General features: G+C 68.0%; 12 protein-coding genes, 1 tRNA gene, 1 other RNA gene and 2 pseudogenes. 9 read left to right on the top strand and 7 right to left on the bottom strand.

Going from position 1 to position 17,906, the window contains the following annotated elements:
• Nucleotides 1-44 precede the first annotated feature (44 nt).
• Nucleotides 45-845, bottom strand: a complete 801-nt coding sequence (locus O7595_RS17345) for a CAP domain-containing protein (protein ID WP_269729572.1) — start codon at nt 843-845, stop codon at nt 45-47.
• Nucleotides 846-1,472: 627 nt separating this feature from the next.
• Here O7595_RS17345 and O7595_RS17350 point away from each other — a divergent pair.
• From O7595_RS17350 to O7595_RS17380, 5 genes are all read left to right on the top strand, one after another.
• Nucleotides 1,473-1,901, top strand: a complete 429-nt coding sequence (locus O7595_RS17350; RefSeq protein ID WP_269729573.1) for a hypothetical protein — start codon at nt 1,473-1,475, stop codon at nt 1,899-1,901.
• Entirely contained in the window at nt 1,898-2,146 is a 249-nt protein-coding gene (locus tag O7595_RS17355) for a helix-turn-helix transcriptional regulator (RefSeq protein WP_269732524.1), read from the top strand. Before O7595_RS17350 ends, O7595_RS17355 begins: the two co-directional genes overlap by 4 nt.
• A 213-nt stretch (nt 2,147-2,359) precedes the next feature.
• Nucleotides 2,360-2,659, top strand: coding sequence for a zinc-binding dehydrogenase (locus O7595_RS17370; RefSeq protein ID WP_443071644.1), 300 nt, complete (start codon nt 2,360-2,362; stop codon nt 2,657-2,659).
• A gap of 606 nt (nt 2,660-3,265) precedes the next feature.
• On the top strand, nt 3,266-4,690 hold the full coding sequence (locus O7595_RS17375) for a DUF6777 domain-containing protein (RefSeq protein WP_269729575.1): 1,425 nt from the start codon (nt 3,266-3,268) through the stop codon (nt 4,688-4,690).
• 262 nt (nt 4,691-4,952) lie between these two features.
• Nucleotides 4,953-5,666: a DUF899 domain-containing protein gene (locus tag O7595_RS17380; RefSeq protein ID WP_269729576.1), complete on the top strand. Its 714-nt coding sequence runs from the start codon at nt 4,953-4,955 to the stop codon at nt 5,664-5,666.
• 9 nt (nt 5,667-5,675) lie between these two features.
• On the opposite strand, the pseudogene O7595_RS17385 reads toward O7595_RS17380, so the two are convergent.
• From O7595_RS17385 to O7595_RS33885, 5 genes and pseudogenes are all read right to left on the bottom strand, one after another.
• Nucleotides 5,676-6,285, bottom strand: a pseudogene (locus tag O7595_RS17385) (AAA family ATPase); the annotation flags it as partial.
• Nucleotides 6,286-6,427: 142 nt separating this feature from the next.
• Complete coding sequence (locus O7595_RS17390; RefSeq protein WP_269729577.1) at nt 6,428-7,849, bottom strand: ATP-binding protein; 1,422 nt, start codon at nt 7,847-7,849, stop codon at nt 6,428-6,430.
• A 61-nt stretch (nt 7,850-7,910) separates the two neighbouring features.
• Nucleotides 7,911-10,346, bottom strand: coding sequence for a helicase C-terminal domain-containing protein (locus O7595_RS17395; protein WP_269729578.1), 2,436 nt, complete (start codon nt 10,344-10,346; stop codon nt 7,911-7,913).
• Between the two features lie 916 nt (nt 10,347-11,262).
• Nucleotides 11,263-11,388 (bottom strand): annotated as a pseudogene (locus tag O7595_RS33880) (phosphorothioated DNA-binding restriction endonuclease); the annotation flags it as partial.
• Between the two features lie 259 nt (nt 11,389-11,647).
• Nucleotides 11,648-12,100 (bottom strand): helix-turn-helix domain-containing protein, encoded by a 453-nt coding sequence (locus O7595_RS33885; RefSeq protein ID WP_443071645.1) that lies wholly within the window; start codon nt 12,098-12,100, stop codon nt 11,648-11,650.
• 135 nt (nt 12,101-12,235) lie between these two features.
• Between O7595_RS33885 and O7595_RS17400 the strand changes: the two genes are divergently transcribed.
• Both O7595_RS17400 and O7595_RS17405 read left to right on the top strand, forming a co-directional pair.
• Entirely contained in the window at nt 12,236-13,489 is a 1,254-nt protein-coding gene (locus O7595_RS17400; RefSeq protein WP_269729579.1) for a hypothetical protein, read from the top strand.
• Between the two features lie 174 nt (nt 13,490-13,663).
• Entirely contained in the window at nt 13,664-14,713 is a 1,050-nt protein-coding gene (locus tag O7595_RS17405) for a hypothetical protein (protein WP_269729580.1), read from the top strand.
• A 460-nt stretch (nt 14,714-15,173) separates the two neighbouring features.
• Here O7595_RS17405 and O7595_RS17415 read toward each other — a convergent pair.
• Nucleotides 15,174-15,261: transfer RNA gene (locus tag O7595_RS17415), tRNA-Ser, on the bottom strand.
• 73 nt (nt 15,262-15,334) lie between these two features.
• Between O7595_RS17415 and ffs the strand changes: the two genes are divergently transcribed.
• An RNA gene (gene ffs, locus O7595_RS17420) (signal recognition particle sRNA small type) lies at nt 15,335-15,429 on the top strand.
• A gap of 157 nt (nt 15,430-15,586) precedes the next feature.
• A complete protein-coding gene (locus tag O7595_RS17425; RefSeq protein ID WP_269729581.1) occupies nt 15,587-17,845 on the top strand; it encodes a DNA polymerase III subunit gamma and tau in 2,259 nt (752 codons plus the stop codon).
• The last annotated feature ends 61 nt before the right edge of the window (nt 17,846-17,906 follow it).

The following is a 17,906-nucleotide window of genomic DNA, read 5'->3' on the forward strand; positions in this document are numbered from 1 at the left end:
GGTGGGGGTCCGTTCGCGTGGGCGGCGAACGGCCGCGGTCATGGTCAGCGGGCGGTGCCGAAGTCCTGGGTCCAGTAGTTCCCGGGCTGTGCGAGGCCGACGCCGATCTCCTTGAACTCGCAGTTCAGGATGTTCTTCTTGTGGCCCGGGCTGGACATCCAGCCCGCCATGACCTTCTCGGGGGTCTCGTAGCCGTAGGCGACGTTCTCGCCGTACGTGCTCCAGTTGTACCCGGCACGGGTGATCCGGGCGCCCGGGTCGGAGCCGTCGGAGCCCGTGTGGGACATGTTGCGGTGAGCGGCCATGTCCTTGCTGTGGTCCTGGGCGGCCTTGGTCAGCTGCGCGTTGACCTTCACCGGGGAGCATCCGGCCTTGCTGCGCTCGCTGTTGACGAGCTGCACGACGCGCGCCACGGCGCCGGAGGCGGGAGCGGAGGACGGCGGCGTGCTCGGGGAGGCGGAGGGCTTGGGGGCGGTGGGCTTGGGGGCGGCGGGCTCGGCGGGCTTCGGTGCCGCGGGCTCGGCGGGTGCGGGGGTCTGCGGTGCCGGCTCGGCAGGGGCGGGACCACCGGGCTCGGCCGCACCCGGCTCCGAACCGGGCTGCTCGGCGTCGCCGGGCTCACCGCCGCGCTTCTTCTTCCAGTCCCAGCCGCCCTGCTGCCAGGGATTCCCGGACGAGGCGTTCTTCCAGTCCCCCCAGGACCGGCTGTCACGGCTTGCCTGGCGGTTCTGACCGTCCGGCTGGTCCATACAGGCCATGGCGACGGAAGGCACAGCCACGGCGCCCAGGGCGACGGCGGCGATCGTTATCTTCCGGTAGTGCGTCTTCCTGCGGTGCTTCCTCATGCATGACCTCACTCGGTTTTCGCGGAGCGCCCCCGGGGAACGGTCGACCCGGCACTGGTCCTGTGCTGAGCTGCGGAGACGCCTTTGCGGGCCGCCATTCTTAGAAGCGCCGCGCGGCGGGAGCAATGAGCGTCGTTACTACCTCGGCTCGTAGGGCGGGGTGCCTCTTGAAATGGGCCCCCGGGCGTGCTGGCCCTGATTCCGGACCGGGCCCGCACTTCTGCTGACCCGTCAGAAACCCCTGGCCTTCCCACAAACGGGCGGAACCGGCGAGCCGGTCGAATACCCCCACGACGACCGCGGGACATGTCTCTCTCAAAGCGGACAAGTCTCATTTGTCCAGCCCCCGGCTTTCTACTATTCGGCCGTCCTAGTGCCGGATCCGGCGTGACGGATGTCACGGAATGACCGGAGAGTTCATGGAACCGCGACGATCCGAGCGGGGACGGGTGCGGGGTCGGTGTGCTCGGTGCGGCCGGTACTGGCATCGGTGGATGGTGGTGGCGGCGGGTGGGTCGGCGGGCCGGTCGCGGCGATCGGTCCGTCGACTGGATGTAAAGAATGTTTCACTTGATGTGGGGACGGCTTCACTTTCGCCATGTCGAGTTTCTTTTACAGGGAGAGGCCATGGCCTTCGAGGAGAAACGTGCCTGGACCATGGGGATGGTCGCGATCGCCGCATGTGCGACCTACCTCGCCGTGGTTCTCGGACGGGCCGTCGGGGTCGCGCTCGCCGAGGCGCCCTACGCGTCCGCGCTGCTCTGGAGCGTGGGCACGGCCATCGCGGTGACCATCGCGCTCCACATCGCGATCGCGCTGGCCTCGCCCGGGGAGGCCAGCCCGAAGGACGAGCGCGACCGGGAGATCGCCCGGTTCGGCGAGCCCACCGGCCAGTTGCTCGTCGTCCTGGGCGGGGTCGCCGCCCTCGTCCTGGCCATGGCCGAGGCGGACCACTTCTGGATCGCCAACACCGTCTGCCTGGCCCTCGTCCTGTCCGCGGTCCTCGGCTCCGTGGCGAGGATCAGTGCCTACCGGTGGGGCTTCCAGCCGTGGTGAAACCGACCCGGGTCACGAACTCGATCCGCTCCCTCCGCTTCGCGCACGGAGAAATGACCCAGGCGGAGCTGGCCGACCGGATCGGGGTGACCCGGCAGACCGTCATCGCCATCGAGAGGGGCCGCTACTCGCCCTCGCTCGAAATGGCGTTCCGGATCTCCCGCGTCTTCGGAGTTCCGCTCGAACAGGTCTTCCAGTACCCGGCCGGCGAACCGGCCAGCGGGAGTGGAGGGGGAACCGCATGAAGGCCGTCGCACACGACACGTACGGCTCCGCCGCCGTACCGGAGCTGAGGGACGTCCCCGAGCCCGTGGCGGGGGACGGTGAGGTGCTCGTACGAGTACGCGCAGCCGGCGTGGACGCGGGCGTAGCGGGTCACGCCGGCACCGACCGCCTCCACCCCGCCCACCACCTCCCGGCCGCGGACGGGAACCTTGGGCGCGCGCAGGCCGTAGCCCATGAGGCGCAGGAGGCACGGCAGCCCCCAATCTCACGGTCGAGCAGGGGGCGGGGGACGCTGGCTCGGCGGCACCGACCGGGTGCTGCGGGCGATGCTGCTGTCCCCGTTCGTACGGCAGCGGCTGTGCGGGCTGTTCTCGGCGGAGCGGGTCGAGGACCTGGAATCGCTGAAGGAGCTGATCGAGGCCGGCAGCGTCACTCCGGTCTTCGACAGGACCTATCGGCTGAGTGAGCTGCCCGAAGCCATCCGGTACCTCAGGGAGAGCGGGGCGCGCGGCAAGGTCGTGATCACGATGTGACGCGACATCCCGCCGTTTCCCTCCCCCTCCCCGTCCCCGTCTCCCTTCCATTCCCTTCTCGACCTCGTCCTCGGCCTCCGCCCCGTTCAGGGCGGAGGCCGAGGACATGTGCACACGCATTACTCGGGCGCACCGACCTGTCAAGTCCCGAAATGCAGCGGCATGACGCGCATGCGACGACCGGGCTTTCCTGGGATCGGGGTCGGCGGAGAACGCCGCCCTTCCACATCGAAGGCGCCGCTGCGCACTGCCGGACGGCGGGGCGCAGCGGGAACTCTCCAAGATCCACAATTCCCGGACCAGAAGCCCATAATGACGATAGGGAGGGCAAATGAGGTCCACCATCATTTCCCCGACGTCCCCGATTCTGGGGAGAGTGCCGTGACGTCAGAGCTTCCTCCGTCCGAGCGCCCCACCCGCCCCACGGGCCCCCCGTCCGGTCCGCTGACCGGCCGGTCCTCCGACGAGCGGGAACAGCCCTCGCCCCCGCCCGGACCCCCTCCACCGCCCGATCCTCCGCAGGAGCCGCCCCCGGCGGGCGGACCCGGCGAGCCGGACCCGGGCCATGGAAAGCCGCCGTTCTGGCGGCGGAGTCGGCTCACACTGGTGAGTGCCGGCACGGCCGTCGTGGTGGCGTTGGCGGTGATCCTCGCGTTCTCCATCATGGGAGGGGGATCCCGGCCGGGTGGAGAGATCTTCCTGCAGACCGCCTCGGCGGCCGGCCGTGACCCGTTCACCCCGTCCGTCGCCACGGACACCAGGGACGCCGAGGCCCCTTCCGGTCCGAACACGTCGAGGATCGGCTCCCGCACCGTCGCCGTCAGCGGCGCGCATCCCGGTCTGTACGGAGGTACGCAGAACGTCGCGAGCTGCGATGTGGAGAAACAGATCGCGTATCTCGTGGAGAACGAGAGCAAGGGCAGCGCCTTCGCCGGCGCCCTGCGTATCCCGAAGGCCGAAGTGCCCGCCTATCTGCGGTCGCTGACGCCGGTTCGGCTGACCTGGGACACCCGGGTCACCAATCACGGATACCGGGACGGCAGGGCCACCGAGTACCAGGCGGTCCTTCAGGCCGGCACGGCAGTGCTCGTCGACGACCGCGGCGTCCCGCGCGTGCGTTGTGCGTGCGGCAACCCGCTGGCCCCTGCCGTCGCGGTCCAGGGCGAGCAGGAGTACTCGGGCGAAAAGTGGGCCTCCTTCCGCTCGTCCACCATCGTCGCGGTCGTTCCGGCGCCCAAGCCGATGAAGGCCGTCACGATGTTCGACCCGGATGCCAAGGCGTGGTTCGAGCGCCCGAACGGCGACGCCCAGGGCCGGAGCGACCACCGGATTCCCGCTCCGAAGGGTCAGCCGCCGGACGCGGCGTACCCGGTCCTGCCCGAGCCTTCCGAGGACTCCTCGGACGTGTTCCCGGAGGGCGAGCCCGAAGGGGAGGACAAGGGTACGCAGGACGGCGGGACGGACGAGGACAAGGAGAAGGGCAAGGACGAGAAGAAGGAAAAGGAAGACGATCAGCAGAAGGACGATGAGCCGTCGCGCAAGGACGAGGAGACGGGCAAGCCGTCGGACGAGGAGGAGAAGAAGGACGAGGAACGGAAGAAGGGCGAGGAGACGGGCAAGCCGTCGGACGAGGAGGAGAAGAAGGACGAGGAACGGAAGAAGGGCGAGGAGACGGGCAAGCCGTCGGACGAGGAGGAGAAGAAGGACGAGGAACGGAAGAAGGATGAAAAGAAGAAGGAGCAGCCCGTGGCACCGGACTCGGAAGAGCCGCCATCGCCGGATCAGCCGGAGAAGCCGGTGGCGCCCGAGACGGAACGGGAGCAGCCTCCGCAGGAGCAGGACCAGCCGGTCCCGCCCGAGCAGCCACAGCCCCCCGCACCCGAGGAGCCGGCCGAGCCGCAGCAGCCGGAACAGTCGGAGCAGCAGCTCCCCGAGTCACCCCCGGCGGAGCAGCCGAAGCAGCCCGACCAGCAGGAGCAACCACAGCAGCCCGCCGAGGAACAGCCTCAGCAGGAGCCGCAGCACTCGTAGCGCCGTGCTCCCGAGCCCGCGGTCCCAGGGCTCGGGAGGATTGCCGTCGCCCGTCGCCCGTCGCCCGTCGATGCGCGGATTGTGCGCGCCCATGTCGTTCACACGTTCGCATCTTGTGCATCGGCGTGCGCCCTCGGCGCCGGCGACCGACCCTGGAGGAAGGAGCAAGGCGCGGCGGGGCGGCGGGGCGGCGGCGGCATCCGTCCGCACCCCGGTGCCCACCCCGAGCGGTCCGGGACCCAACTGGAAGGTGGACGTCGCCATGGAGAAACCCCCGATGGTCTCCCCGCAGGAGTGGGAGTCCGCGCGGCAGGAATTGCTCGTCGAGGAGAAGCGGTTGACCCGCGCTCGTGACGAACTCGCCGCCAAGCGGCGCCGGATGCCCTGGCTGGCGGTGACGAAGGACTACGCGTTCGAGGGTCCCGAGGGCAAGGCGAGCCTGCCAGACCTGTTCGAGGGTCGCCGGCAGCTGATCGTGTACCGCGCCTTCTTCGAGCCCGGTGTCTTCGGCTGGCCCGCCCACGCCTGCCGCGGCTGCTCCATGGTGGCCGACCACGTCGGCGACCTCGCCCATCTGAACGCTCGCGACACGACTCTCGTCTTCGTCTCGCGTGCGCCGCAGCCGGACATCGAGCGGGTGAAGGCTCGGATGGGTTGGACGATGCCCTGGTACACGATCGCCGGTGACTTCGACGCCGACTTCGGGGTGGACGAGTGGCACGGCACGAACGCTTTCATCCGCGACGGCGACAGCGTGTTCCGCACCTACTTCATCAACAACCGCGGCGACGAGGCGCTGGGGAGCACCTGGAGCTACCTCGACATGACCGCTCTCGGGCGGCAGGAGACGTGGGAGGACTCGCCCGAGGGCTATCCCCAGACCCCGCCGTACGAATGGTGGAACTGGCACGACGAGTACGGCGACGACGCCGAACCCGCACCGGAGTGGCTGGCCAAGACCCGCGGTGCCGACTGACCCCTCCTCGCGGCGGCGGCCGGCCTGCCAGACCCGGGCAGCGCTGCCGGGGCGCTCCAACTGGTCCCATACCGGGCGCATGATGGCGTGGTAGCAGCCGATCAGTGGTTCGGCGATGCGGTGGGTGGGGCGGTTGTCACGGAAGACGTCGGCGTCCCGGTACAGGAGACCGGCGTCCTCGAGGACGCTGATGGGGGTGTGCGATGTCGGTGGCCCTGCGCTCCAGATACCCGGCCATGCCTCCACGCGTGGCGTTGCTGTCGGCCACAGCCGCCAGGACGGACAGGTACAGGGCGGTGTCACGCAGGTCTGGTTCCTCGGGCAGCAGGTAGCGAGCCTTGGGGGAGAGGGGTGCCTCGGGTTGAGGACCGTACGTACGACCCGGTCGTCGAAGTCCTCCGGCCCGGCTGGACTGTCGCCTCGGGCGAACTCACGCCGATAGGCGGGAGTACCGCCGACGATCGAGTTGACCTGCAGTGCAAGCCGGGGATCCGTGATGTTCCAGAACTCGGCGGTGAGACGGTGGTCGAGGCGGCGTACGAGTTCCAGTCCCGCCCGGCCGCGCAGAGGGCGCGTTGCCTGACATCAGCCGACCCATGAAGGGCAAGGCCGACCCGCACTCCTCCGCAGCCGCCTGAACAGGCGAAACGAAGGCCCTTGACCGCTCAGCGGCCGGGGCTTTCGGGTGTGCCCTGGTCTCCGGACGGGTCAGGACGGGGGTGAATGCAACCAGAACTGCAACTACAGGAGTCAAGCCCTGGTCATGTCCTGCGCCAGGCGCTGAGCAACTCTTCGGGTCCGTACGCCGCCTGGAGCCCGGAACAGGTGGTCCCGTTGCGCGAGACCGCCACGAGCGGCGTGGGCTCGTCGGTGATCGCGGCCCGGTGCTTCTGCAGCGCGGCCAGGTCGTGGCTGTCGAACGCGGAGTTCTCCAGCCATTTGACCGAACCGAGGAAGAGCAGTTCCTTGGCCACTGGCTGCCGGTCTGCGCCCACCAGGTCGATTTCGACGTCGTTGCTGCGGGTCCAGTAACCGCCGATCGCCGGGGCGGCGGGCAGGAGCTCGTCCGGCAGGAGGCGGGCGAGGGATTCCCGGACGAGGGGTTCGACCGCGCGCCCCCGCCAGCTCGTCCACTGCTCCTTGATCCGGCTCAGCGTGAGATCCCCCCGCATCCGCTCGATCTCTGCCATGTGCGGGTCCAGGAACGCGAGCCAGAACCGGAGGTGGGGATCGGCCACGCGGTAGCGGCGCTCCTTGGATGATCTCAGCGAGAGGGGCAGTTCGGCCGCCACCACCCGTTTCTCGGTCAGGACACCAGTGGCTCGGGTGAGAGTGGTGTGAGAGATGCCGCCCGCCGCACGTGCGATGTTGGTGAAGGTTCTCTCCCCACTTCCGATGGCCCGTAGGACTTCCCTGCTCATCGTCTGCGGTGGAAACTCCGCGGCCAGTGACCGCTCGGCGGAGACCAGTAGCGCCGAGATCGGGTCGTCCAGCGAGTGGCGGAGGAACTCCCAGACGTCGGCTCCGGGCCGCCACTCCGCACAGATCAGCGGAAGACCGCCCGTGATCAGGGCGGCGTCGAAGGCGGCGGCCGGCTCAAGACCGAGCACCTCGCCGATGTCGGCCGGGCTCAGCGGCCCCACGACCATTTCCCGGCCCCGCTGGTGGAAGGGGCGGTCGTAGCTGTTCAGCGCCTCCATCATCGACAGGTCGGAGCCGACCAGGAGAAGAAGTACGGGTTTGCGGCTCAGCAGACGGTCCCACGCCCGTTGGAGCATGCCCTCGAAGGCGTCGATGCGGTCCATCAGGTACGGAATCTCGTCCATGACGACCACGCTCGGACTGTCGTCGGGAAGGATCTCCGCGAGCAGCCTGAACGCCGCATTCCACTGCTCTGGAGTCTCCTCCGAGAACAGTTCCCGCTCCGGCAGGGTGGATCTGGCGACGGCGTCGAGCAACTCCACCAGCTCGTCCTCCGCCGTGCCGCCCGCCGCTGTGAAGAACAGGTACGGCACCTCGGTGCGGCGGAGGAATTCTTCGACGAGGCCGGACTTGCCGACCCGCCGGCGCCCACGGACGAGGATGCACTGCCCCGGCTTCGCCGAGCCGACGGCACCGTGGACCGACCGCAGGGCACTGCCGAGCACGGTCAGCTCGCGGTCCCGTCCGATGAAACGCCGCATACAAGCCTCCCGCGAGCAATGGTATCGGCAGAGTTACTATTGCTGCCGATACCATTTCTGCTCAGTCAGGCGTGACGCTCATGACACTGTGGATGCGGGAGAGGGTGAAAACGCGCTCGGCGTCCCGAAGGTGGCACCAGGCTTCGAGGTAGGGCGGATCGAGGCCCAGGCGGCTGAGGGTGCGCACGGTGCGGTTGCCCGAGGTGGCGACGTACTCGACGGTGATGGCCCGACCGGCGTCGATGGCGTGGGCGAGCTGGCGGATATCGCTGTACGGCAGGCGCTTCGCCCATCCCGCGACGATCTCCTCCGTGTCAGTGGCGAAGGGCCCCCCGCCCTCGTGTGGTGCCGGTTCGGGAGTCGTGGCCGGGGCGGCCAGCAGCCGGGTCGCCAACGTGCTCGGGTCGAGGGTGGCGGATTCCTTCGCCGTGCTCGTGGCAGCGGTCCGGCCGCCACCCCTCGCCCCGGAGCCGCGCGGAGCCGGAACGGCAGCGGCGGCCCTGCGAGGTTGGGCCTTTTCGATGCGCACTGTGCCTTCGGCGGTCTCGGCGACGGGGGCGTATCCCTCGGCCCGGAGTGCGGCGAGGGTCGTGTCGAGCGGGCTGCGGCTGATCAGCACCGTCGGCGCCAACTGTCGTAGTCCGAGCCGCGCGAGCCTGCGGTGGGCGGCGAGTTCGGCCAGGAGGGCGGGCTCGTCGCCGTGGAGGACGCAGGCGGCGAGGGCGACTCGTACACGCCCATGGGCTCGTGCGGTGTCGGCGATCAGGTATGACAGCGGCTGTGGCAGCGGCCCGGTGGCGACGGCCTCCAGGTCGGCAGTGATGTCCTCGGGGGTGCGCCCGGCGTCCAGGGCCCGGCGGATGCTGCCGGCGCTGAACCGCCACACCGATGCTGTGCCGCTGGTCTCCCGGTCGGCGACGGACTCCAGCAGCGAGGCCAGCTGCGTGGACGGGGTGCCGGTGACGACGGCGGTGAGGTCGGCGCCGATCCGGGCCGTCGCGGTGGCCGAGGGCAGCAGCCGCCGACACTCGATGCCCAGCCTCTCTGTGTCGCCGGTCCGCAGGTGGATGCCGATGGCGGACAGAGCACCGCGTGCGAGCACGCCGAGGAGTTCGGCCTCACGGATCACGGCGGCGAACGGCGCTCCGTCCGGCGACGAGTCGGCGAAGGGGCGGTACCAGGCGATCAGCAGCCCCAGATCCGACGCGCCCTGCACGCCCTGCCCTGCCGGGAGCCGCTCGGCTGCGGCCAGCAGGCCGTGGCGGGCCTGCACACAGCCGTTGCACGGCGGTGCGGCGGCGAGGGCGGGGAGCGCTTTGTCGTCCTCGTCGCGCGCCTGGGTGGGGGTGAGCGGCAGGTTCCGCCATGCCTGGAGCAGTACGGCGAACTGCTCCGGGGGTTCCTGTGCCGCCCAGGCGTCGTATGCCTCGGTGGGTGCCACGCGATCGCCGTCGCGGGCCAGCAGGCCGGCGGCGTACGCGACCTCCAGGGTGAGGCGTACGACGGCGTCGTCGGCCTGGGCGGCCTTGCCGATCCGTGCCAGTTCACGCGCACCGATCCCGCCGGACTTCAGCCGGGCCGGTGCGGTCGCCGAGCAGGCGGACAGGACCGAGGTGGCCCCGGCGGTGAACGCCGAGGCGGCGGCCGACGCCTCGTGGTCGACATCCTTCGGGGCAACGGGCGCCAAGCCCACGGAAGGCGGCACGGGCTGGAACGGGGCGTGCCAGCCGGGCCCCCGCAGCGCGAGCGCCACCTCGGCGGCCATACGGGCCGGGCCGTACCGGTGACGGTCCTGGACCAGCAACCCCCGTTCCAGTGCCCATCGAGCGCCCGGTTCGGGATCGGGGCCCGGACTCCCGAACATGACGAACCGCGCGGGCCTCGCGGGCCCGGCCCCCGCTCGGCCTTCGAGCAGCTTCCGAGTCGCCGCAGGGGCCTCGGCGACCACGGAGAGGATCCGTTCCGGGTCGCTGTGGTGTTCCACCAGCGCGGCCAGCCGCTGCGACTTGCTGCTCGGCGGCTTGACGCCCAGTGCAGCCAGCATTCCGCGCAGCTCGTCCGAGGTCGAGCCGACGAGTAGTTCCTCCAGCTGGGCATCCAGACCCAGGGGCGCGTCCCACGCCTTCCGCAGCGGCCCGGCCATGCGGAGCTTCCCCGCGCCGTCCGGCCAGACCAGAGCATGATCGGCCAGGGCCTCCAGTACGGCCTCCAGTTCGTGGATGGTGTCGTCGTCGGCCGCTCCCAGCAGCTTCGCCAGGGCATCGCGCGACGCGGGCGCACGCAGCGCCGCCAGCGCTTCGGCAGCCTGGAGATGCGGCAGTGCGAGCCGCGGCAGGGCAAGCGCCACCGATCCCGGACGCTGAAGACGGTCGGCGAGTTCCCCTATCGAGCGCGGCTCCGGAGTGGCCGCCGCGTCCCTCCGCGTCTCGAGCACGCGTGCCAGACGAGAGCCGGCGAGGCTGCCCAGCCAAGTCGCCAGCGTAGATCGGGACTTCATGCCGGGGCACCTCGCGAGATCTGGTCCATGGCAGCGGGGAGACCCGCCGCGGGGACTCAAGGATGTCGTACGCCTGCGATCCGCAGATGCCGTACGGGACAGGACTCCTTCGTTGGTGGGCGCCGGCAACCGCGAGGCGGCGGGAGCGGGGCTACCCGATCATCCGGAAAACCTGAATTGGGTGCATGCAAAGGCAACCAGAGCACGACGAGAAGCCGAGCCGCGATCTGCGGCTCGGCTTCTCGTCGTGCCTGTTCAGGCACTGGCGGAGGATACGAGATTCGAACTCGTGAGGGGTTGCCCCCAACACGCTTTCCAAATGTTCGTACACCCGTACGGCTGGGGTCGTGGGTGTCCTGACCTGCGGCGGAGCGGTTGAGTCGGCCCCGTCCGGACAGCTCCGGACGGGGGCGAATGAGACCGGAACTGAGACCAGGCAGCCTGGGTTCGGCGGGATCCAGCTTGCGGGGCGGCCGACCAGCCTAGGCTTGTCCTCAGGTATGGGCCCGCGGACCGCTTCGTGGAGGAGTCGCTCATGAGTACTGCCCCGAACCTCCCACTGCCGCCCCGTCGACCTGAAGATCCGTATCAGCTCCGGACGATTCGGGAGATCCGGGAGTCCTTGCCCGAGCGACAGCTCGGTCACTTCGACTCCGAACTCGCCGACACCGACGTCGACGCCCTTCCGGAGATGCTTCACCGCTGGGCCACCCTCGGCAGTGACGGATTTCTTGCTCGGCTTGAGTCGGCCCCATTCGAGGGCCTGGAGTTCGGACAGCGTTCCTACGACGATGCGGCGAGTGATCTATCTGCTCGACACCAACGTGGTCTGCGAGATCACCACTCGGCCGAAGCCCGGCCCCGGCTGTCGTGGCCTGGGCCCGTTCGGTCCCGTCTACCGACCTCTACCTGAGTGTCATGGAGTACGAGGGCTGACCTGCGGGCGGATGCGCGAGCCCTCGCGAGATCGACTTCGCGGAAGATCTGCGCCGGGGCGCGGGGTGCCGTGGAAAGCCTGGCCGGTGTGCCAAGGCACGTCGTGAGGCTGAGCCTGTACTTCCGTCCGGTGTGGCCGTAGCCGTTCGGGTTGCCCTGCGCTCGGGTTGGATTCCGACGGCTCCGGGTTCCACCTCCCACTTGGATCAGTCCGCCGGCTTCACGCCTTCGCCTTGAACACGGCTGGGAATCAGGGTGCTTGTGCCTCAGCCGACGACAGTCCGCCACGATGGCGGGTTCGCCGACCGATCAGGCGCGCGTGTGCCTCGCTGCACCCCCACCGGCCTCAGCCACGCTGCTGACCGTCAGCCAGAGAAGCCGCGGCGGCCAGTCTGTGTGCACGCCACCTGAGCCATCAGCTTGGGAAGTCTGAGTTTTCCGTTGGCAGGTACGTCACTTACCTGCGGTGGAGTGCTATGGGGGATCTGACCGGCGGCGCCCTGCTCCAACGCGGCCCGGACCATCTCGACCTTGGTGTCGTCCAGCTTGGGTGGGCGTCCGGTGGCTGCCCGCCTCCGCAGGCCCGAAGCACCATCTTGCTCCCACACCCGCCGCCAACGCCGCACACTCTCGGCACACACCCCCACCGCCCTCGCGATCTCCGCATTCGAGACGCCGCCCTCGAACAACTCGACTGCCCGAACACGACGCGCCTCCGCCAACTGAGGCCGCGACAAAGGAGGAAGGGAGGAGCCGGCAACCGAAGGGGGAGGTTGATATGCCACCCCGGCAACCTCCCACCCACACAGCCACCACACCCACCGAACTTACAAAAAGATCAGTAGAGTCGCTTCTTGAGCCAGTATCGGTCAGGTATCGTTTCAAAATGATACGAGTCGATCAGATAGCGAGAAGGACGGCCAGGCTAACGCACCCTAGGTAAAGTCAACCGCATGACTGAGCAGTCTCAAGAGATGCCGACATGCTTCGTGATTTCTCCCATTGGGGGCGAAGACTCCGACGTGCGGATGGCTGCGGATGACTTCCTAGAGTTGCTTCTTGAACCGGTATTTTCCAGCTATCGCTTCAGAGTGGTACGCGCCGATCGGATGGCGACACCGACTGCCATTACGACGGACATTGTTCGCCTTGTCCAGGAGGCGGAGCTTTGCATCATCGATCTGACTGGCCATAATGCGAATGTATTCTACGAGTGCGGTCGCAGGCATGAGACTGGTCGGCCGTTCATTCAAATGGTGTCGAAGAATTGGGAAGAGAGACTCCCTTTCGATGTCGCCGGAATTCGCACGCTGACCTACGATCTAAGTAACCCGCGGGCCGTTCTAGCATCTCAGACTGCGCTTCGTGCATTCATTGACGCTATTGCGAGTGGGGAGGTTGATCAGAGGTCTACGGGGGCGTCCATGTCCACGGTCGCGCAGAGCCTTCAGAGAATCGAGCGGAAACTCGATACGCTAACTTCGGCTCGTAGTCGATTCTCTGCCTCAGAACACTCCAGGGACAATTTGGACCTGCTGGTCATGTCGCCCCGAGAAGCTTGGTATACCTGTATGCGAGCGGGCGACCTCGTTGGCGCGACGGCGCAGTTGGACCGACTCAAGCGGGCGGGTGACTCGAAAGAATATCTAGCGGCCGTCGGCCTTCTGCTTGCCGCTGGCCACGAAGAGGCCTTTCCCCGCATGGAAAGCGAGATTAACACATTAGTGGATCGCGCCGATGCTGGTGAGCTCGATGACCAAGGCTGGGCTGCATTCGCTGCCGCATTGGCTGGTCTTCGGGGCTTTTTCGCAAATTATGGTCGCGCGCGAGAAGGTGTCACCTACGTCAGGAGGCTAATCTCGCGACTCCCTGACGATGGTGAACATTCTGAGGAACTCGCAAGAATGTATAACATCGTTGGCATGCTGGCATGGGTTTGCAAGGATTTCGATACTGTTATCGAATACACGTCGCGAGCCTTCAGTAAATTTGACGGAGAGCCAGCATACGTCTACAACTTGCTTTTGGCGTACAAGGAGACGCGCGGGCAGGATGACCCCGCATTTCAACAGTGGCTTGACCGACTCGCCGCGTACGATCGACTGCCTCCCGAACACCAGGAATACCTTGCGGAACATGGACGGGCCTACTCTGGCGGAACAATCAAGGAATCTCCGGAAGGTGTGAAAGGTGACCACTCAACTTGAACTCTTGAAGCTGTTAGCGTGGGGGACAGGCCGGTCCCTGTGGGGAATCCGTCATCGATATCCGGTGGAGGCGGAGACGGTCGCCCCGATTAGTCGACCGCCATCCATCGGTAAAGGGCCACTCATGCACCGGTGCTGGCCGACTTTTGATAGACACAGTTACAAGGTGACACCTTGACGACTTATCTACTGGTGGGCGCAGCAATAATGCTGATTGCGGGGGTAGTCCTGCAAGTATGGACCTTGTGTCCCGCCCGGGCTGGGTCGCAATATGCGCTACAACTCCCAGTTGTGTTGCTGTATGCCCTGTCAGGCGCCTCACTGCTTTTTACGCTCTTTCCTGATTCGGTTTCTGAAGGGCGCGCGATTGGTTTCAGGCTGGGTGGAGCTGCTGGCTTTGTCGGCTTTTTTGTTATCTGCTCGTTTGTATGGCTCGCTAAGACGCGAAGGATTGACTCCCTAGCTAAGAAGGTGACTGAGCTCGAAAAGGAAAATAAAGACATGTCCAGGCGACTTAGTGTCGCCGATAAGGGGCAAACTAAAGATGTGCTACCAGTTGCCCATGAGCGCGTTCTGCGTCAACTGCGCGAGGTGAAAAAATTCAAGGTTGGCTTCATGACTGGTGGCCTTTCTAGCGTTAATGGCATCGACGTGTGGGTGAACTCTGAGAACACTCGCATGGAAATGTCTCGGGTCACTGAACCAACAATTTCTGCCACGATTCGTTACTTGGGTTCGGTGAAAGACGAGGTCGGGCACGTGATTAGAGACATAGTCGCCGATGAGCTTAACGATCTTATGCGCGGTGCAACGCACGTGCCTGCTGGCCATGTCTTTACGACTACGGCGGGATGCATTGAGTACTCAAACGGCGCAAAGCGTGTGCTTCACGTAGCTACTGTGGAGGGTGAGGCAGGACAGGGGTATAGGCCGGTCCGAGATATCGGTAACTGTGTAAGAAGCGTCCTGTCCGAGGTTGACCGTTTGAACCAAAGTGGTGAGGAACTGCGATCGGCGGTGATTCCGCTATTTGGCACTGGTGGCGGCAACAGCGACTTGCCTCGCACCGCACTCGTTATGATCAAATCCTGTGTTGACTACCTACTAAACCACCGAGACTCAGAACTGCGGACTGTTTACCTGCTCGCCCACACAGGTGCTCACGTGGCTGCCTGTGAGGGCGCTCTTGAGGCAGAGACCCGCCTAGTCCCGCGGCGGGGCTAAGGGCACTTGTGTGAGCGGACGACTACTGAGAGCGCCGCGCGCGGGGAGCGGAGCGAGCCGCCTTGACTGGGAGGACAAGGGATACGCCTTCGCCTCGCCGACCGGCGGGCCGCTCAGTCCGAACACCGACTTCCACGTCTGGAAGCGACTGCTGCGGGACGCGGGAGTGCGAGACGGCCGGCTCCGTGACGCTCGCCACACAGCCGCGACCGTCCTGCTGATCCTCGGCGTCCGGACGTCGTGGTCGACGCGATCATGGGCTGGGAGCCCGGCGGAGCGGCACGTATGCGCGCTCGGTACATGCACGTCACCGGAACGATGCTGCTGAAGGTCGCCCAGCAAGTCGGCGATGCGCTCTGGGAGCTGCCGAAGACCAACTGAGACGGAAACTGAGACGGGCAACGTCGAAGGGCCCCACCGCGAACGGTGGGGCCCTTCGACAAAGTGCCCGGTGAGGCACTGGCGGAGGATACGAGATTCGAACTCGTGAGGGGTTGCCCCCAACACGCTTTCCAAGCGTGCGCCCTAGGCCTCTAGGCGAATCCTCCGCCGGAAACATTACATGACGCGGAGGAGTGCTCGCGAACTCGTTCCCCGCCCCCACCATCGGGTAGTCTGTGCGCAGCCCCTCACGTGGCGCTATCTGACTGAACTCCCCCAGGGCCGGAAGGCAGCAAGGGTAGGTCGGCTCTGGCGGGTGCGTGGGGGGCCCTTGCGTTCTGCGGGTCGGGGTCGGCTCGGCGTCCGGATCCCGGTCCGGCGGTGCGGTCGCGGATCCTACGAGCCCGGCCGACCCCAGCGTCCCGCTGACCCGGAGGCCCGGTTCCCCAGCGGCCGCCGTGATTGTCGGTGCGCCCCGATAACCTCGTATGCGTGTCGTCCCTTGCGCTGTACCGCCGCTACCGACCCGAGTCCTTCGCCGAGGTCATCGGGCAGGAGCATGTCACCGACCCGCTGCAGCAGGCGCTGCGGAACAACCGGGTCAATCACGCGTACCTGTTCAGCGGGCCGCGCGGATGCGGAAAAACGACCAGTGCCCGCATCCTCGCGCGGTGTCTGAACTGTGAGCAGGGCCCCACCCCCGCCCCCTGCGGCGAGTGCCAGTCCTGCCGGGACCTCGCGCGCAACGGGCCCGGGTCGATCGACGTCATCGAGATCGACGCCGCGTCGCACGGTGGTGTGGACGACGCCCGCGAGCTGCGGGAGAAGGCCTTCTTCGGGCCCGCGTCCAGCCGGTACAAGATCTACATCATCGACGAGGCCCACATGGTCACCTCGGCGGGCTTCAACGCCCTGCTGAAGGTGGTCGAGGAGCCGCCGGAGCACCTCAAGTTCATCTTCGCGACGACCGAGCCCGAAAAGGTCATCGGGACGATCCGGTCGCGCACCCACCACTATCCGTTCCGCCTCGTGCCGCCCGGGACCCTCAGGGAGTATCTGGGCGAGGTGTGCGGCAGGGAGCGGATCCCCGTCGAGGACGGGGTCCTCCCCCTGGTCGTGCGGGCCGGGGCTGGTTCGGTGCGCGACTCGATGTCGGTCATGGACCAGCTGCTGGCCGGAGCCGCGGACGACGGTGTGACGTACGCCATGGCGACGTCCCTCCTGGGGTACACCGACGGATCGCTGCTGGACTCGGTCGTGGACGCCTTCGCGTCGGGCGACGGCGCCGCGGCGTTCGAGGTCGTTGACCGGGTGATCGAGGGCGGCAACGACCCGCGCCGTTTCGTCGCGGATCTGCTGGAGCGGTTGCGGGACCTGGTGATCCTCGCCGCGGTGCCGGACGCGGCCGAGAAGGGGCTCGTCGATGGCCCGGCGGACGTGGTCGAACGGATGCAGGCGCAGGCCCAGGTGTTCGGGTCCGCCGAGCTCAGCCGAGCCGCCGACCTGGTCAACACCGGGCTGACGGAGATGCGGGGAGCCACCTCGCCCCGGCTGCAGCTGGAGCTGATCTGCGCCCGGGTGCTGCTGCCTGCGGCCTTCGACGACGAGCGGTCCCTGCAGGCCAGGCTCGACCGGCTGGAGCGCGGCGCCACCGCGTTTACGGCGCAGGGATCCGGGCCGGCGATGGGCTACGTACCGGGTCCGGAGGCGCACGCGCCGATGGTTCCGGGTGGTGGTCCCGCCGCCGCGCGTGCGGCGGTACGGGGCGGAGGAGCGGCATCCGACCAGGCCCAGCCGCAAGCGGCCCCGCCGCAGCCCGAGCCGGCCCCGCCGCAGCCCGCCCGGCAGCCCGTGGAGACGGAGCCCGCCGGGTCCGCGGTCCCGCAGTCCCGGACGGATCCGTCCCCGGCCCCCGCCGAGGAGTCCACCGCGCCGCGCCCCGGCGCGTGGCCGGGTGCCGCGGCGCCCGGCTCCGGTGGTGGTGCCGCACGTCCGGGCGCCTGGCCCTCGGCCGCCGCGCCCGGCCATGGCGCCCGTCCTCCGGCGGCCCCCGCCCCCGCGTCTGCTGCTCCCGCGCAGTCGCAACCGGTCGCGCCCGCCGCGGCCCAGGGAGCCGCCCAGGTGCGCAGCATGTGGCCGGACATCCTGGAGGTGGTGAAGACCCGCCGCCGCTTCACCTGGATCCTTCTCAGCCAGAACGCCCAGGTGGCAGGCTTCGACGGCACCACCCTCCAACTCGGTTTCATCAACGCCGGAGCACGTGACAACTTCGCGAGCAGCGGCAGCGAGGACGTGCTGAGGCAGGCGCTGGCCGAACGGTTCAACGTCCAGTGGAAGATCGAGGCGATCATCGACCCGTCGGGCGGTGCGGGGCAGCCCCCGCCCGGCCCGGGCGGATCGTCCGGCGGCGGTTACGGGGGGTACGGCGGCCGGCCCGCCCAGTCCCCGCCCGCCTCCGCCGCGCCCGCACCTCAGCCTTCGCAGGCGCCGAGGCCGCCCCAGCAGCCTGCGGCGCCCTCCCCACGGCCGCCGGGCGGGGGAGGCGGTCCTGCCCCGCAGCAGGGCCCGTCCGCTGCGGAGTCGGCAGGGGCCGGGGCTCCGCAGGCCCCGCCGCCGCAGCAGCCCGTCGCGATCGAGGACGACATCCCGGAAGAGGACGATCCGGATCTCGTGGACTCGGCCCTGTCCGGTCACGACCTCATCGTGCGGGAGCTCGGCGCCACCGTTGTGGAGGAATACACAAACGAATAGGCGGGGCCGCTTCGGTGGCCCGCACAAGGTCAGCGGTGGCGGGCGGGCTACCCTGGCTGCC

The sequence above is a fragment of the Streptomyces sp. WMMC940 genome, assembly GCF_027460265.1.
Lineage (GTDB): Bacteria > Actinomycetota > Actinomycetes > Streptomycetales > Streptomycetaceae > Streptomyces.

Bases quoted from the DNA above. Each gene is read 5' to 3' on its own strand.
- O7595_RS17395 (WP_269729578.1), bottom strand. From the start codon at position 10,346: ATGAAGTCCCGATCTACGCTGGCGACTTGGCTGGGCAGCCTCGCCGGC.
- O7595_RS17380 (WP_269729576.1), top strand. From the start codon at position 4,953: ATGGAGAAACCCCCGATGGTCTCCCCGCAGGAGTGGGAGTCCGCGCGG.
- O7595_RS17370 (WP_443071644.1), top strand. From the start codon at position 2,360: ATGAGGCGCAGGAGGCACGGCAGCCCCCAATCTCACGGTCGAGCAGGG.
- O7595_RS17350 (WP_269729573.1), top strand. From the start codon at position 1,473: ATGGCCTTCGAGGAGAAACGTGCCTGGACCATGGGGATGGTCGCGATC.
- O7595_RS17390 (WP_269729577.1), bottom strand. From the start codon at position 7,849: ATGCGGCGTTTCATCGGACGGGACCGCGAGCTGACCGTGCTCGGCAGT.
- O7595_RS17345 (WP_269729572.1), bottom strand. From the start codon at position 845: ATGAGGAAGCACCGCAGGAAGACGCACTACCGGAAGATAACGATCGCC.
- O7595_RS17400 (WP_269729579.1), top strand. From the start codon at position 12,236: ATGACTGAGCAGTCTCAAGAGATGCCGACATGCTTCGTGATTTCTCCC.